The 15,399-nt window shown below is 45.1% G+C and carries 13 protein-coding genes; 9 read left to right on the top strand and 4 right to left on the bottom strand.

All coding sequences use genetic code 11. The features are described from left to right. Positions 1–34 precede the first annotated feature (34 nt). Entirely contained in the window at positions 35–1,465 is a 1,431-nt protein-coding gene (hldE, locus tag AB6D93_RS13330; RefSeq protein ID WP_102332765.1) for a bifunctional D-glycero-beta-D-manno-heptose-7-phosphate kinase/D-glycero-beta-D-manno-heptose 1-phosphate adenylyltransferase HldE, read from the top strand. Between the two features lie 129 nt (positions 1,466–1,594). Here the strand turns inward: hldE and tolC are convergent, their stop codons facing one another. Then, a complete protein-coding gene (gene tolC, locus AB6D93_RS13325) occupies positions 1,595–2,920 on the bottom strand; it encodes an outer membrane channel protein TolC (protein WP_017062911.1) in 1,326 nt (441 codons plus the stop codon). Positions 2,921–3,147: 227 nt separating this feature from the next. Between tolC and nudF the strand changes: the two genes are divergently transcribed. From nudF to parC, 6 genes are all read left to right on the top strand, one after another. Then, positions 3,148–3,777 (top strand): ADP-ribose diphosphatase, encoded by a 630-nt coding sequence (gene nudF, locus AB6D93_RS13320; RefSeq protein WP_017061425.1) that lies wholly within the window; start codon positions 3,148–3,150, stop codon positions 3,775–3,777. A 4-nt stretch (positions 3,778–3,781) separates the two neighbouring features. Beyond that, the gene (locus tag AB6D93_RS13315) at positions 3,782–4,222 is read left to right on the top strand and encodes a DUF1249 family protein (RefSeq protein WP_010434670.1); all 441 of its coding nucleotides are present in this window, start codon (positions 3,782–3,784) and stop codon (positions 4,220–4,222) included. Positions 4,223–4,282: 60 nt separating this feature from the next. Beyond that, complete coding sequence (gene cpdA, locus AB6D93_RS13310) at positions 4,283–5,107, top strand: 3',5'-cyclic-AMP phosphodiesterase (RefSeq protein WP_102332766.1); 825 nt, start codon at positions 4,283–4,285, stop codon at positions 5,105–5,107. Between the two features lie 31 nt (positions 5,108–5,138). After that, complete coding sequence (gene yqiA / locus AB6D93_RS13305; RefSeq protein WP_102332767.1) at positions 5,139–5,744, top strand: esterase YqiA; 606 nt, start codon at positions 5,139–5,141, stop codon at positions 5,742–5,744. Positions 5,745–5,983: 239 nt separating this feature from the next. Next, entirely contained in the window at positions 5,984–7,864 is a 1,881-nt protein-coding gene (gene parE / locus AB6D93_RS13300) for a DNA topoisomerase IV subunit B (protein ID WP_017061428.1), read from the top strand. 3 nt (positions 7,865–7,867) lie between these two features. Beyond that, on the top strand, positions 7,868–10,126 hold the full coding sequence (gene parC / locus AB6D93_RS13295; RefSeq protein WP_017067236.1) for a DNA topoisomerase IV subunit A: 2,259 nt from the start codon (positions 7,868–7,870) through the stop codon (positions 10,124–10,126). A gap of 102 nt (positions 10,127–10,228) precedes the next feature. On the opposite strand, the gene degS is transcribed toward parC, so the two are convergent. The 3 genes from degS to zapG all read right to left on the bottom strand — a co-directional run bounded on the left by degS (position 10,229) and on the right by zapG (position 13,389). Further along, positions 10,229–11,293 (bottom strand): outer membrane-stress sensor serine endopeptidase DegS, encoded by a 1,065-nt coding sequence (degS, locus tag AB6D93_RS13290; protein WP_017061430.1) that lies wholly within the window; start codon positions 11,291–11,293, stop codon positions 10,229–10,231. Positions 11,294–11,451: 158 nt separating this feature from the next. Further along, positions 11,452–12,807, bottom strand: coding sequence for a Do family serine endopeptidase (locus AB6D93_RS13285; RefSeq protein ID WP_017061431.1), 1,356 nt, complete (start codon positions 12,805–12,807; stop codon positions 11,452–11,454). A gap of 126 nt (positions 12,808–12,933) precedes the next feature. After that, the gene (gene zapG / locus AB6D93_RS13280) at positions 12,934–13,389 is read right to left on the bottom strand and encodes a Z-ring associated protein ZapG (RefSeq protein ID WP_017061432.1); all 456 of its coding nucleotides are present in this window, start codon (positions 13,387–13,389) and stop codon (positions 12,934–12,936) included. A 219-nt stretch (positions 13,390–13,608) separates the two neighbouring features. On the opposite strand from zapG, the gene zapE reads away from it, so the two are divergent. Beyond that, the gene (gene zapE / locus AB6D93_RS13275) at positions 13,609–14,712 is read left to right on the top strand and encodes a cell division protein ZapE (RefSeq protein ID WP_017061433.1); all 1,104 of its coding nucleotides are present in this window, start codon (positions 13,609–13,611) and stop codon (positions 14,710–14,712) included. Positions 14,713–14,959: 247 nt separating this feature from the next. After that, positions 14,960–15,388, top strand: coding sequence for a 50S ribosomal protein L13 (rplM, locus tag AB6D93_RS13270; RefSeq protein WP_010434689.1), 429 nt, complete (start codon positions 14,960–14,962; stop codon positions 15,386–15,388). The last annotated feature ends 11 nt before the right edge of the window (positions 15,389–15,399 follow it).

The following is a 15,399-nucleotide window of genomic DNA, read 5'->3' as shown; positions in this document are numbered from 1 at the left end:
GACTCTAGCCAGATTCGATTTTTGGAGCTCAACAATGAAACCAATTCTACCTGACTACAGCCAATCAGGTGTTCTTATTGTCGGTGACGTAATGCTTGACCGTTACTGGTATGGCCCAACTGGCCGTATTTCACCAGAAGCACCAGTCCCCGTTGTGAAAGTAGAAAATAACGAAGAGCGTCCTGGTGGTGCTGCCAACGTAGCAATGAACATTGCCTCTCTTGGTGGGCATGCTCATGTTGTTGGTTTGACTGGTAAAGATGAGCCTGCTGAGGTGTTGAAAAGCACTTTAGGTGCTCTGAAGGTTAAGTGTGATTTCGTTGAGTTAGAAGACTATCCAACCATCACCAAACTACGAGTGATGAGCCGTGGTCAGCAGTTGATTCGCTTGGATTTTGAAGACAAATTCGAAAACACCAACCCAGAGCTTATTCTGTCTCGCATGGAGCAAGCCCTACCAAATGTACGTTCGGTTATCTTGTCAGATTACGCGAAAGGTGCATTAGAGCATGTGCAAAGTTTTATTCAAAAAGCTCGTGCGGCAAAGGTTCCGGTATTTATCGACCCGAAAGGTGCGGATTTAGAGCGCTACCGTGGTGCGACATTACTTACACCAAACATGGCAGAGTTTGAGCTGGTTGCAGGTAAAGTGAAATCAGAAGAAGATCTTATCGAGAAGGGTATTGCCTTGATCGAGAAGTATGACTTTGAAGCTCTATTGGTGACTCGCAGTGAAAATGGTATGACTTTATTACGTAAAGGTCAGGCACCATTCCACTTGCCGACTCAAGCGAAAGAAGTGTATGACGTGACGGGTGCGGGTGATACAGTTATCTCGGTACTGGCAGCTTCCGTTGCTGCTGGTAAGCCACTGGATGAGGCGTGTGCACTGGCGAACGCTGCTGCGGGTGTGGTAGTGGGTAAGCTTGGTACATCTACTCTATCTACGATTGAGTTAGCGGAAGCAATTCACGGTAGTCAAGACACAGACTACGGCGTTATCTCTGAAGCGGCACTGGTTGAAGCGGTGAAGCGTGCTCGTGCGAAAGGCGAGAAGGTAGTTATGACCAATGGCTGCTTTGATATTCTACATGCTGGTCATGTTTCTTACATGAACCATGCGGCTGAGTTGGGCGATCGTTTGATCGTTGCGGTTAATACGGACGAATCAGTGAAGCGCTTGAAAGGCCCTGGTCGCCCTGTGAACCCAACTGATCGTCGTATGGCGGTATTGGCTGGCTTAGGTGCAGTTGATTGGGTTGTCCCATTCTCTGAAGATACACCTCAACGTTTAATCTCTGAGGTATTGCCAAGTATTCTTGTGAAAGGTGGTGATTACAAACCTGAAGATATCGCTGGTGGTGCGGAAGTGATTGCTGCTGGTGGTGAAGTTAAAGTACTTAACTTTGAAGATGGTTGCTCTACGACTGAAATCATTAAAGCGATTAAAGGTGGTCGAGGCTAACTCTTAGCCTTCCCGTTTTCTAGTCTCAAGGCTTAACTTTGAGCTAGGTTGAGAATTAGCTTTCAATAGATAATAAAAATGCCGCTCAATGAGCGGCATTTTTGTAGGGGTAACTTAAGTAATTAATAATTACTTACTTGCTACTTTTAGACCTGCGTTTACATCAACAATGTCTTGTTCGCTTAGCGTACCAACTGCTTGACGAAGCTGAAGTACACTTAGGATGTAGTTGTAACGAGCATCTGAAAGGTTTTTGTTCGCATCATATAGACGACGAGTCGAATCTAGTACGTCAACGATAGTACGAGTACCTACATCAAAACCAGCTTCTGTTGCTTCTAGAGCAGACTGAGCTGAAACAACAGACTGTTCGTAAGCGCGTAGAGCACCAATAGAAGCTGTGATGTTGTTGTTGAAGGCACGTACGTCTTTTACAACGCTACGGTAAGTTGCTTCTAGATCTTCACTTGCTGCAACGTAGTTGTATTCAGCCTGTTTAGTCAAAGAAGTTGTGCTACCACCCGTATATAGAGGTACCACTAAGTTCAAGCCTAGGTTTAGGTTATCTTGATCATAATCAGTTGAGCTGTTTGATTGATCTGTAAGAGCGTAACTACCATCAAGAGTTAGGCTAGGTAGATGACCAGAGCTTGCTAGAGAGATGTTATCTTTTGCTACGTCTTGAGAGATACGAGCAGCAAGTAGACTAAGGTTCTTTTGCTCTGCTTGTTCAACCAGTGCAATCGCAGACTCAGAAGATTTGCTTGCTGAGAAACGGTCAGTGTCTAGGATGCTTAGGTTAGAGTGTTCTTGACCTGTAATCTCACGTAGACCTTCGTAGTTATTAATCAGAGTGTTCTCTGCTAAAACTTCATCAGCTAAAACAGCATCGTATTGAGCTTGCGCATCATGTACATCGGTGATTGCTGAAAGACCTACTTCAAAGCGCTGTTTTGTTTGCTCTAGTTGGCGAGCAACCGCTGCTTTTTCTGCACGAACGAACTCTAGGTTATCTTGAGCACGCAGTACTTCGAAGTATGCTGTTGCTACACGCAGGATCAAAGCTTGTTGCTCTGCTGCATACGCTGAATCAGCCTGACGAGCGGTTTTCTCTGCTGTATCTAACGAGATCCATGAAGAGCGTTGATAAAGTTCTTGAGTGAAGCCGATCGCTGCTCCCCAAGTGTTATTATCAATACTTGAGCTACCTGAACCAGAAGTATCTCTGTCACCACGGTTAATGTCGTAGTTCGCTGTTAGGTTAATTTGTGGTAGCAAATCACTACGGCTTGACGTTACTGCTTCAAAAGCGGCATCGCGCTGCGCTGCTGAACGAAGAAGTTGTGGATCGTTCTGTTTTGCTTGGTCGTAAACTTCAGCTAGCGTATCAGCGAAAGCTGACGAACTCAGGCTGCCAATTGCTGCACTGATAAATAGTGGAAGCAGTTTTTTCATTTTCCTATTCCTGCCTTTTATGGAATTTTCTTTAGAAGAGTTTAACCCAGTTTGGTGGTAATTTACTCGAAACTTTGCACTTTTTTACAGTTAACTGTCCACTTGTGCAATATTTATTTTTTAAAGCTTAACTTTAATTATAAATTTTATATAAAAAGTTGAACCTTATCCTTGGTAGTTAACTCGGACAATGAGTAAACTATAAAGATCACTTAGTGAGGTACCAAATGCAACAGTATGACAATCAACGACATGAGTTTACTCCGCAAGATGTGGAAATAGTCTCAAAAGAGACGCTGTTTCGTGGTTTTTTCAAAATGGTCAAGTACACATTTAAACATAGACTATTTGAGGGAGGCTGGAGCCAACCAATAGAGCGTGAGATGTTTGAGCGTGGACATGCTGCCGCTTTGCTACCTTATGATCCTGTGCGTGATGAAGTGGTGATCGTCGAACAGATCCGTGTCGGAGCCCTAGAGCATGAGAACCCATGGCAATACGAAATTGTTGCTGGGATCATTGATACGGACGAATCGCCACAAGACGTCGCTCGTCGTGAAGCAATGGAAGAAGCCGGAGTCGAAGTCGGATCTGTATTGCCTATTACTTCGTATTATCCTTCATCTGGTGGTTGCTCTGAAAAGCTCGACGTCTTTGTTGGCTGTGTTGATGCAACGACAGCCAAAGGGGTACACGGATTGGACTACGAAGGTGAAGACATTCGTGTACAAGTGATGAGTCGCGAAGCTGCTTATCAGTTGGTAAAAGATGGTGTATTTGAAAATGGAGCCACGATCATTGCGCTACAGTGGCTACAATTGAACTACCAAGAATTACAGTCAGAGTGGATAGATTAACGTCATGCCAAATATCGCGGTCAAAAAACCGTATCATGTTGATCTTGCTGAATTGATGCGAGTTTACGAGACTAACTATGCCAAGCTTAACGCTCTGTTGCCGGTAGGGCATGAGGTTGGTGATGTTCGCTGTTACCAAGCCGTTAATATGGTGTATCAATTGACAGTGAATGAGGTCACAAAATACACCACATTAATAGACATATGTCAGAGTGACGAGACGCCAGTGTTTCCTTTGCCAAAAATGTCTGTCAGGCTATATCACGACGCTCGAGTTGCAGAAGTGTGCGCTAGCGGGGATTTTTCACGAGTCAAAGCGAAATATGACTATCCCAACACTAAGCTTCTGCAAAAGGATGAGAAATTTCAGTTGAACAAATTTCTTGGAGAATGGTTAACGTTTTGTTTAAAAACGGGTATCAGCCGTTCGCCAATTCCTTTTTAATTGAGCCCCATTGTAAAAACACTTTAAAGTTTAAACAGTAACGTATCTGGATTTGGTATTTTGGAATTATCACACACTTCAAAATTTGATGAGAGCACTATTAAGCTTGTACAGCTAACGGACACGCATTTGTTTGCGCCGAGCAATGGCAGCTTATTAAGCATCAATACTCAAGATAGCTTTCGTGCTGTAGTTGATGGCATTGTTAACCAAGGCTTCGATTATGAGGCGATCTTGGCGACGGGTGATATCTCTCAAGATCACAGTGCTGAGTCGTATCAAAAATTTGAATCAGGTATTCAACCTCTGGAAAAGCCATGTTATTGGTTGCCAGGAAATCATGATTTCAAGCCTAATATGGGCAGTGTCTTACCATCACCTCAAATACAGTGCGTTGACCATGTCTTACTGGGTGATAACTGGCAGATGGTGATGCTGGACTCGCAAGTGGTTGGTGTGCCTCATGGGCGTCTAAGCGATCAACAACTTGATCTGTTAGAACAAAAATTGATCGAACTCCCTGAGCGTAATACCTTGGTTTTACTGCACCACCACCCGTTATTAGTGGGCAGCGCATGGCTGGATCAACATAACCTAAAAGATGCGGATCAATTTTGGGATGTGGTTCAGCAGCATACCAATGTCAAAGCGGTACTGTGTGGCCACGTTCATCAAGACATGAATCGAGATCATCATGGTGTGCAAGTCATGGCAACCCCGTCGACTTGTGTGCAATTCAAACCTAATTCAGATGACTTTGCCGTTGATACATTGTCTCCGGGTTGGAGAGAGATTGAATTACATCAAGATGGCACAGTAAGCACTCAAGTGCGCCGCTTGCCTAATGGGCAGTTCTTACCTGATTTTGAAGCGGGTGGTTATTGATGTTAGTGATTATTGTTGTAGGAGGCTATTAATGTCCGGTTCTAATCAGCAAGTCGCTAAGCCATCATTGCTTCTCTATATTCATGGGTTTAACAGTTCATCTCGTTCTCATAAAGCGAATGTGATGGCTAATTACTGTGCGGAGCATCGGGCTGATATTAAAGTCGTCACTCCTCAACTGCCGAGTTTCCCTCAGCAAGCGGCACTTCATCTGCAACATCTGGTGGAGCAATACAAAGAGCAATATCAAATAGCGTTGGTCGGTAGCTCGCTGGGTGGCTATCTTTCAACATGGCTGAATAGCCACTATGGTTTTAAAGCGGTGGTTGTAAACCCAGCAGTGAAGCCGTATGAGCTTCTTGCTGACTATTTAGGTGAACAAGTAAACCCATACACAGATGAACGATATGTACTGGAAACAAAACATATTGATGAACTGAAGGCGTTAGAGGTTTCGGCTATCGCTAAGCCGAGCGACTTCTGGTTACTTCAGCAAACGGAAGACGAAGTTCTGGATTACCGACAAGCGGTAGAGAAGTACCAAGGTGCAACACAGACAGTAGAAGAGGGCGGGGATCATAGCTTTGTTGATTTTGAACGCTACCCACAACAAATCATCACCTTTCTAAATCTTTAATCTGTTCCACCAACCAAGTGATTTTCTCTTGTTTGCCTGTTATTTCATCTATCAATGGTGAAATATCATAGTTTGATGTCTTAGTTTTTGAACTAGCTTGACATCATTACTCAGCTTCCAGACTATATTCCCCAATACTTCGCTCGTTCGCTCTACTATGACGGTTCATAGTAATGATTCTGCTTTAGTGAAACTGGAGCCAGCGAACTGACGCAAACTTTTTGAGTAAACTCCGTATTATGACTGAACAATATAATGCAAAAGACCTCGAGGTACTTGAAGGTCTCGACCCTGTGCGACACCGCCCGGGAATGTATACCGAGACAGAAAGACCTAACCACCTTGCCCAAGAAGTCATTGATAACTCGGTCGATGAAGCACTAGCGGGACACGCTAAGAAGATCAAAGTGGTACTTCATGCAGACCAATCGTTAGAAGTTACCGATGACGGCCGTGGTATGCCTGTCGATATCCACCCTGAAAAAGGGATCTCAGGTGTTGAGCTGATTTTAACTAAGCTCCACTCTGGCGGTAAATTCTCGAATAACAACTATAAGTTCTCTGGTGGTCTGCACGGTGTAGGTATCTCGGTTGTAAACGCGCTGTCAAAACGTGTTGAAGTGACCGTACGCCGAGAAGGTCAGGTTCACGAGATCGCACTTGAAGGCGGTCATGCAGTAACAGAGCTTACTGTGACGGGCACTTGTGGTCATCGTAACAGTGGTACATCAGTACATTTCTGGCCTGATCCTAAGTACTTCGATAGCCCTAAATTCTCGACACTTCGTCTGATTAACAACCTACGTGCAAAAGCAGTGCTTTGCCCAGGTTTAGAAATTACCTTTATCGACAAAGTCGGTGGTGAAGAGCATAAATGGTTCTATGAAGATGGTCTAAAAGACTACCTTGCCGAAGGCGTGAAAGGTTACACCTTGCTGCCTGAAGAACCGTATGTTGGCGAATTCGTTGCTGAAACAGAAATGGCAAACTGGGCGATCATCTGGCAGCCAGAAGGCGGCGACATGATCACCGAAAGTTACGTGAACTTAGTACCGACTAAACAAGGTGGTACACACGTAAACGGTCTTCGCCAAGGTCTTCTTGATGCAATGCGTGAGTTCTGTGAATTCCGTAATTTGCTGCCGCGTGGCGTTAAGCTAACGGGCGACGATATCTTCGATCGCTGTTCGTACGTACTGTCGGTGAAGATGCAAGATCCGCAGTTTGCTGGTCAAACAAAAGAGCGCTTGTCTTCACGTCAAACTGCTGCGTTTGTGTCTGGTGTGGTAAAAGATGCGTTTAGCCTGTGGTTGAACGAAAAGCCACAACTGGCAGAACAGCTAGCAGAAGCTTGTATTGCGAATGCCCACCGCCGTATGCGCGCAAGCAAAAAGGTTGTGCGTAAGAAAATCGCTTCAGGCCCAGCACTGCCGGGTAAGCTAACTGACTGTTCAGTTCAAGACTTAAGCCGTACCGAAATCTTCTTCGTGGAAGGGGACTCGGCGGGTGGTTCTGCTAAACAAGCACGTGATCGTGAGTTCCAAGCAGTTATGCCACTTCGCGGTAAGATCCTAAATACATGGGAAGTGTCAGCAGACCAAGTATTGGCTTCGCAAGAAGTGCACGACATCTCGGTGGCTCTAGGCATCGACCCGGACAACGATGATTTATCCGGCCTGCGTTACGGTAAGATCTGTATCCTTGCCGATGCGGACTCGGATGGTCTTCATATCGCGACACTGCTGTGTGCTTTGTTTACTCGCCATTTCCATGCATTAGTTGAAGCGGGTCATATCTATGTGGCAATGCCTCCTCTGTATCGTATCGATTGCGGTAAAGAAGTGTTCTACGCACTCGATGACGCAGAGAAAGACGGTGTGCTTGAGCGACTATCGCAGAAGAAAGCCAAGATCAACGTGCAACGATTCAAAGGTCTGGGTGAAATGAACCCACTTCAGTTGCGTGAAACCACCATGGATCCAAACACTCGTCGCCTTGTGCAGTTAACGATTGATGACAGCGAAGCAACCAACGAGATGATGGACATGCTGCTTGGTAAGAAACGTGCAGATGATCGCCGTACATGGCTACAGACTAACGGTGATATGGCCGAGGTATAATGGATGTCTAACGAAATTACATATGATGGCGTTGAACAGCTGCCAATGCGCAAGTTCACCGAAGATGCCTACTTAAATTACTCAATGTACGTGATCATGGATCGTGCATTGCCGTATATCGGTGATGGCTTGAAGCCAGTACAGCGTCGTATTATCTACGCGATGTCTGAGCTAGGCTTATCGGCTGCATCGAAATACAAAAAATCAGCACGTACCGTTGGTGACGTATTAGGTAAGTATCACCCACATGGTGACTCTGCTTGTTACGAAGCGATGGTATTGATGGCGCAGCCTTTCTCTTACCGCTACCCATTGGTAGATGGTCAAGGTAACTGGGGTGCACCTGATGATCCGAAATCGTTCGCTGCGATGCGTTATACCGAAGCGAAATTATCTAAGTTTGCTGAGGTTCTTCTAGGTGAACTAGGTCAAGGCACTGTTGATTGGCAACCAAACTTTGATGGCACGATGAAAGAGCCTCAAATGTTGCCTGCTCGCCTACCTCACATCCTACTTAACGGTATTACAGGTATCGCGGTAGGTATGGCGACCGATATTCCACCACACAACGTGCGTGAAGTCGCTAATGCAGCCATTCACCTAATTGATACGCCTAAGTCTGAGCTTTCAGACGTGATGGGTTTCATTCAAGGTCCAGATTACCCGACTGAAGCTGAGATTATCTCCCCGAAATCGGACATCGAAAAGATCTACCGTACTGGACGTGGCAGCATCAAGATGCGCGCGGTTTGGCACAAGGAAGGCTCTGATATTGTTATCACGGCTTTACCTCATCAAGTGTCAGGTGCGAAGTTACTTGAGCAAATCGCTAACCAGATGCGCGCTAAGAAGCTGCCAATGGTTGACGACTTGCGAGATGAATCGGATCACGAGAACCCAACGCGTATCGTTGTCGTTCCTCGTTCGAATCGTATCGACTGTGACCAATTGATGAGTCACCTGTTCGCGTCGACGGATCTAGAGAAAAACTTCCGCGTTAACTTGAACATGATTGGTTTAGATAATCGTCCTCAAGTTAAAGGCTTAGTTCAAATCCTGAAAGAGTGGATCGAGTTCCGTCGCACAACGGTTCGCCGTCGTTTGCAGTACCGTTTAGATAAAGTACTGGCACGCTTGCACATCTTAGAAGGTTTGCTTGCTGCTTATCTTAATATCGATGAAGTGATTGAGATCATTCGTACAGAAGACGAACCATGTCCTGTCCTAATGAGCCGTTTCAACATTTCTGAAATTCAAGCCAATGCGATTCTTGATATTAAACTTCGTAACTTAGCTAAGTTAGAAGAGTTTAAAATCCGAGCGGAACAAGAAGAGCTTGAAGCTGAACGTGAGAAGCTTGAAAAGCTACTCGGTTCAGAGCGTCGCTTGAATACGCTGATCAAGAAAGAAATCCAAGCAGATGCGGATAAATACGGCGATGATCGTCGTTCACCTCTGATTGAGCGCGCTGAAGCGAAAGCGCTAACAGAGCGCGACTTAGTACCAAGCGAACCAATCACGGTTGTGTTGTCTGAGAAAGGTTGGATTCGTCATGCCAAGGGGCATGAAGTTGACGCTGAAGGTTTGAACTACAAATCGGGTGATAAATTCTTAGCGAGTGCTAAGGGTAAGAGTAACCAGCAAGCGGTGTTCCTCGGCAGTGATGGTCGAAGCTACTCCCTTGAGTCACATTCATTACCGTCGGCGCGAAGCCAAGGTGAGCCAATTACAGGCCGCTTGAACGTCAGCCCAGGTACTTCTATTCGCCAAGTGGTGATGGGAGAGAATGAACAATTATGGTTAGTCGGTTCTGATGCAGGTTATGGTTTTGTTTGTAAGGGTAGCGATCTGCTGTCCAAGAACAAGAGCGGTAAAGCCTTGGTTAACTTGCCACAAGCTTCTGAAGTGATGATGCCAAGCCCTATTGCTGACTTGGACAGTAATCAGATTCTGGCGATTACTAACCAAGGTCGTATGTTGTTGTTCCCGATTAAAGATCTCCCTCAGCTGAGCAAAGGTAAAGGCAACAAGATCATCAACATCCCTTCTGCGAAAGCAAAAGAGCGTGAAGAGTTTGTCTCACATCTTATGGCTATCCCAGAGAATGCGACGCTGACTATCTACGCCGGTAAACGTAAGCTTGGTTTGAAACCTGCGGATCTTGAAAACTTCCGTGGTGAACGTGGTCGTCGTGGTGGTCTACTGCCTAGAGGACTACAGCGAGTGACTCGCATCGATATCGAAGAGCAAAGTGAATCGTAGAGATACTTGAAACAATCTTTAGATAAAAGAAAACCCAGCCTATGAGCTGGGTTTTTTGTACTTGTGTATTAGCAGCTTGAATCATTGCTTACAGAGTTTGCTCTACAGGCGAGTATCTTCGGCGATGGTCACCTTTAAGGTTTTGCTTTCACCTTGGCGCAATATACCCACATCGATAACTGTACCAGGTCGCAGGTCGGTAACGATGTCCATTACACTCTGGCGACCATTTACTTGGTTATCGTTGATACTGACAATAATGTCTTGAGCTTCAAAACCCGCATCGGCAGCCGGACCATTAGGGTCTATCCCCAACACAACGATCCCGCCGATATTCTTAGTACCCAACATGCGTGAGGTGACTGAGTTGATGTCTTGTCCATCGATACCAATATAGCCACGAATCACACGACCATCGGCGATGATCTTTTCCATGATTTTATTAGCAAGCGGATAGGGGATAGCGAATGAGATCCCATAGGTTTCCATGTCGGTAGCTTGCTGGAAAGAGGCGGTATTGATACCGACTAGCTCACCTTGTGAGTTCACCAGTGCGCCACCTGAGTTACCTTCATTGATTGCCGCATCGGTCTGGATAAAGGCTTGATGGCCATCGGCACTGATCGAAGAACGGCCGGTTGCAGAGATGATACCAAAGGTTGTTGTTTGACCTAGGTTGTATGGGTTACCGATAGCCAGTACAACATCACCGACATTGGCTTTGTAATTAGGATTGAGTGGGATCACCGGTAGATTATCACCGCTGACTCTAAGTATCGCGATATCGGTGCGTTTGTCTGAACCGACAAGTTGCGCAGCTGCTACTCGGCCATCTTGAAGTGCCACAACTATTTGGTCTGCTTGAGCCACCACATGGAAGTTGGTAATGATGTAGCCTTTCTCGCTAACAATCACCCCTGAGCCCAAACCTTGTGTGAGCAGTTTGTTTCGATCGCTTTCAGCGTATTTACGGCTATAAATGTTAACCACTGCAGGCGCCGCGCGGCGAACTGCTTGGTTAAATGAAATCTGAAGAGAGCCAATATTATCGACTTTAGGGCTAGTGACGTCAGCGACAATCGCTGGTCTTAAGCTCGGGAAGGCGAGAAGAATAAGCGCCGCTGAAACGAGTCCAAGGGAAATAGAACGAAATAGAAAGGACAGCATGTTTCCCTCTTCAACAAGTAAGGTGTGAAGCCTCCATCAATGGATGACTGATTTGATTACAAGTGAAGCATAGCATTTTGATTGATCTAAAGAAAAGGGAGACTGAGTAAGTTTAAAGCAAACTTACTGAGCCTCCCTGTAATTGCGCTGACGTAAGACTATCGAATCACAAGATAGATAGTTCGGTCGCCTCGCTGGATATTAAGCGCCAGTACACCAGGTTGTTTTTCAAGAATCTCTCTAAACTCAGCAAGGTTCTTAACGGGCTGGCGGTTTACTCCGATGATGATGTCATCTTTCAGGAGTTGATAGGCTTCGGCTGGTGAACCTTGAGCAACATTCGATACCTTGACGCCCGTTGCAGAGTCACTCTCTGTTGTGTTGGTTAACTCAGCACCAGCTAGTCCTTCATGGAGCTTCTCAGCTTGTGTTTTATTATTGGTGGATTCACCAAGCGTCACATCAAAGGTTTTGCTCTTACCGTCACGAACCACACCCAGTTCAATCTGCTTACCAGCGCCGAGTGTTGCGACCTTAGCTCTTAACTCGCTGAAGGTATCAATGCGTTTGCCATTAATAGAGACAATAATATCGCCCGCTTTCAGTCCTGCTTTATCGGCTGCGCTGTCAGGGACGATTTGGCTAACAAAGGCGCCCTTGCTTGATTCATAACCGAGTGCTTCTGCCAATTCAGAGGTCACTTCTCCGCCTTGAACGCCAAGCATGCCGCGTTTTACTTCACCGAAGTCGAGAATTTGTTCTGTCAGGTTTGTCATCATATTAGAAGGGATTGCAAAGCCGATACCGACATTACCTCCGTTAGGGCCAAGAATGGCGGTGTTGATACCAATTAGCTCACCGTTAAGGTTCACTAGCGCACCACCAGAGTTGCCGCTGTTGATTGCTGCATCGGTTTGAATGAAGTTTTCAAAGTTTTCTAGATTCAGGCCGCTACGGCCGAGTGCAGAAACAATACCGGATGTCACGGTTTGCCCAAGTCCGAATGGGTTACCGATCGCGACACTAAAATCACCAACTCTTAGTTTGTCTGAGTCTGCGACTTTTATCTGGGTCAGGTTTTTGGCTTCTTCTAATTTTAGCAGTGCGATATCAGACATCTGGTCGCCGCCGATTAGCTCAGCATCGTACTCTCGACCATCATGCAGTTTTACTTTGATATCGTCCGCACCATTAATGACATGGTAATTGGTCACGATATGACCTTTCTCGGCGTCAATGATGACACCAGAGCCTAATCCGCGGAAGGGACGCTCTCGTGTTTGTTCTGGACCAAAAAAGAATTGAAATTGTTCAGGGATTTGCTGACGTTGTACCTGTTTGCCTTCTACGGCAATACTAACCACAGCGGGGGTCACTTGTTCAAGCATAGGAGCAAGGCTCGGTAATTGTTCATTACCCACACTTAATGGCAGTGCGGCTGTTGCTTTAATGGGGGTGATGATTGAACTTAAGCTTAAAGTTAGCACTGATAAAGCAAGCAAAGGTTTTTTCATCATAAACTCCTCTCTAGTTAAGGTCTTAACCCTCTTATACGTTTAATAAGTATGATAAGTTTCAAATGACCTGAGTGAAAGTTATGACTCAAAAACCTTTGTAAAGTTCACAGAAGTGTTAAATGTTTACGATGCTTTTGCTGTAACAACATCGGGAGCATTCATGATTTCTTTCTTCTGCTCTGTAAATAAACCGGTTGCGCCATTAGCGTAATCTTTCGGTTGTTCCTCAAGTGTCGCCTCTTTTACTGAAGGCTTCTCTTGTGGCTTGTCCGAATGGGCAGCGGCTGTTTTCACAAACGGGTTATCTTGCTCTGGCAGGTTAGGAATCAGCTCTGAGCTTGTTTTTTCCATGTGTTGGTACAGTTTTGTGTAGTCTTTACCTAATGTGTCCAACATTTCTGCTGATTTCGCAAAGTGATCAGCCAGCTCTTGTCGCTGCTGCTCAAGGGCAAACTTTGCGCTATCCAATTCTTTCTGTACGTTCTTTTGTTTTTTGTATTCAGGTGTCATGAGACGAGAAATAGCGACCCCTAAAATAACTCCGACTAGTAAACCGGCAACGGCATACATCCAAGGCATAACAGCTCCTTATTATTGTTTTTTAACATGTTTGTTACTGCTTAGTTACACGTGATACGGCTCCATGGTACTATGAGAAAGCCGCAGTATAAAGAGAAATGCGTGTGCGCTAGTTAGCAGTTTGATGCTGAATTATTCACCACATCACGTTATTCCTCGTACTGTTTGGGCTCATTTTTAGTTGTTGTCTGATATTGCTTTCATTGTGGAAATGTCGTCATGAATCCCATTAAAAAATACGAACAAGATATAAAAGAACATGGATTTCAAAGAGATCCAGCACAAGAGCAAGCCGTAAAATCTTTAGATGAACTCTTTCATCAATTTCAAGATTACATGAATACGCCCATTCCTCAACTGACTCGCTTCCAGAAATTACTAGGCAAAAAGCCAGAACTGCCACAACCACCGAAAGGTCTCTATTTTTGGGGTGGCGTAGGGCGAGGAAAAACGTACCTAATGGATACGTTCTATGATGCCTTACCGACCACTAAAAAAATGCGTGTTCACTTTCACCGCTTTATGTATCGAGTTCATGATGAGCTAAAGGCGCTAGGTAATGTGAGTGATCCATTGCCTTTAGTCGCAGACAAGTTGAAGGAAGAAGCGGACATTATCTGTTTCGACGAATTCTTTGTTTCAGACATCACCGATGCGATGATCCTAGGAACCTTGTTCCAAGAGTTATTCGCTCGAAACGCTATCTTGGTTGCGACCTCTAATATTCCACCTGCGGATCTGTATCGCAACGGGTTACAGCGAGCGCGTTTCTTACCTGCCATCAAGCTCATTCAAGACAACTGTCATATCCTTAATGTCGATAGTGGTATTGACTATCGTCTACGTACCTTAGAACAGGCTGAGATTTACCATTACCCGCTAGATAGCCAAGCGAATATTAATCTCGAAAAGTATTACGCTCAGCTCGTTGGTGAAGATAAAGAGAAGCTTAAGCAGATAGAGGTTAACCACCGTCAATTAGATGTAGTCGAAGCGAGTGATGGCGTACTGCATGGTACCTTTGCTCAGCTTTGTCAGTCGGCTCGTAGCCAGAACGACTATATTGAGTTGTCTCGGGTTTATCACACAGTTCTATTGGCGGATGTATTGCAAATGGGCGCGACTTCAGATGACGCTGCGAGGCGCTTCATTGCATTAGTTGATGAGTTCTACGAGCGCAATGTGAAGCTGATTATTTCAGCGGAAGTGGAGCTAGAAAAGCTATACACCCATGGTCAGCTAGAGTTTGAATTTAAACGTTGTCAGTCGCGTTTAATTGAAATGCAGAGCCATGAATATTTGGCAAAAGAACACTTAAGTTAGCTTTGATTATCTCGAATAAGAAATAGAATTAAAAAAATCGTGATTTTGTTCAAAAAGAGGTGATTTTTTCTTCGCTCTTCTCTATAATCCTGCGACCTACCGTTACTGCGGGCCTCTAGCGATGAGTAAAATCACGTTATGCCAAGAGTTTTCCAACACTCGAAGGGGTGATGAATGGTAACTCTTAGACAGTGGGAATACGCGAGTATTCCTTAAGTGTAAATTTTTTAAATAGGTAATTATTAGCATGAAAACTTTCGTTGCTAAACCAGAAACTGTAAAACGCGACTGGTATGTTGTAGACGCTGAAGGCAAAACTCTTGGCCGTCTAGCAAGTGAAATCGCTTCTCGCCTACGCGGCAAGCACAAAGCAGAATACACTCCTCACGTAGACACTGGTGATTACATCATCGTTGTTAACGCTGAGAAAGTTGCTGTAACTGGTAACAAAGCTAAGGGTAAGGTTTACTACCGTCACTCAGAGTTCCCAGGTGGTCTTAAAACTATCACTTTTGAAAAGCTAATTGCTAAGAAACCAGAAATGGTTCTAGAACTAGCAGTTAAAGGTATGCTTCCACGTGGTCCTCTAGGCCGCGCGATGTACCGTAAGCTTAAAGTGTACGCTGGTACTGAGCACAACCATGTTGCTCAACAGCCACAAGTACTAGACATCTAAGGGGATTATGA

The sequence above is a fragment of the Vibrio sp. 10N.247.310.23 genome, from assembly GCF_041467155.1.
GTDB classification, from domain to species: Bacteria; Pseudomonadota; Gammaproteobacteria; order Enterobacterales; family Vibrionaceae; genus Vibrio; species Vibrio crassostreae_C.
Note: the sequence above shows the minus strand (reverse complement) of the source record. Positions and strands in the feature narration are given on the sequence as shown.

Excerpts from the sequence above, each read along its gene's own strand:
- hldE (WP_102332765.1), top strand. The coding sequence starts at position 35 with ATGAAACCAATTCTACCTGACTACAGCCAATCAGGTGTTCTTATTGTC.
- tolC (WP_017062911.1), bottom strand. The coding sequence starts at position 2,920 with ATGAAAAAACTGCTTCCACTATTTATCAGTGCAGCAATTGGCAGCCTG.
- nudF (WP_017061425.1), top strand. The coding sequence starts at position 3,148 with ATGCAACAGTATGACAATCAACGACATGAGTTTACTCCGCAAGATGTG.
- AB6D93_RS13315 (WP_010434670.1), top strand. The coding sequence starts at position 3,782 with ATGCCAAATATCGCGGTCAAAAAACCGTATCATGTTGATCTTGCTGAA.
- yqiA (WP_102332767.1), top strand. The coding sequence starts at position 5,139 with ATGTCCGGTTCTAATCAGCAAGTCGCTAAGCCATCATTGCTTCTCTAT.
- parE (WP_017061428.1), top strand. The coding sequence starts at position 5,984 with ATGACTGAACAATATAATGCAAAAGACCTCGAGGTACTTGAAGGTCTC.
- parC (WP_017067236.1), top strand. The coding sequence starts at position 7,868 with ATGTCTAACGAAATTACATATGATGGCGTTGAACAGCTGCCAATGCGC.
- degS (WP_017061430.1), bottom strand. The coding sequence starts at position 11,293 with ATGCTGTCCTTTCTATTTCGTTCTATTTCCCTTGGACTCGTTTCAGCG.
- AB6D93_RS13285 (WP_017061431.1), bottom strand. The coding sequence starts at position 12,807 with ATGAAAAAACCTTTGCTTGCTTTATCAGTGCTAACTTTAAGCTTAAGT.
- zapG (WP_017061432.1), bottom strand. The coding sequence starts at position 13,389 with ATGCCTTGGATGTATGCCGTTGCCGGTTTACTAGTCGGAGTTATTTTA.
- zapE (WP_017061433.1), top strand. The coding sequence starts at position 13,609 with ATGAATCCCATTAAAAAATACGAACAAGATATAAAAGAACATGGATTT.
- rplM (WP_010434689.1), top strand. The coding sequence starts at position 14,960 with ATGAAAACTTTCGTTGCTAAACCAGAAACTGTAAAACGCGACTGGTAT.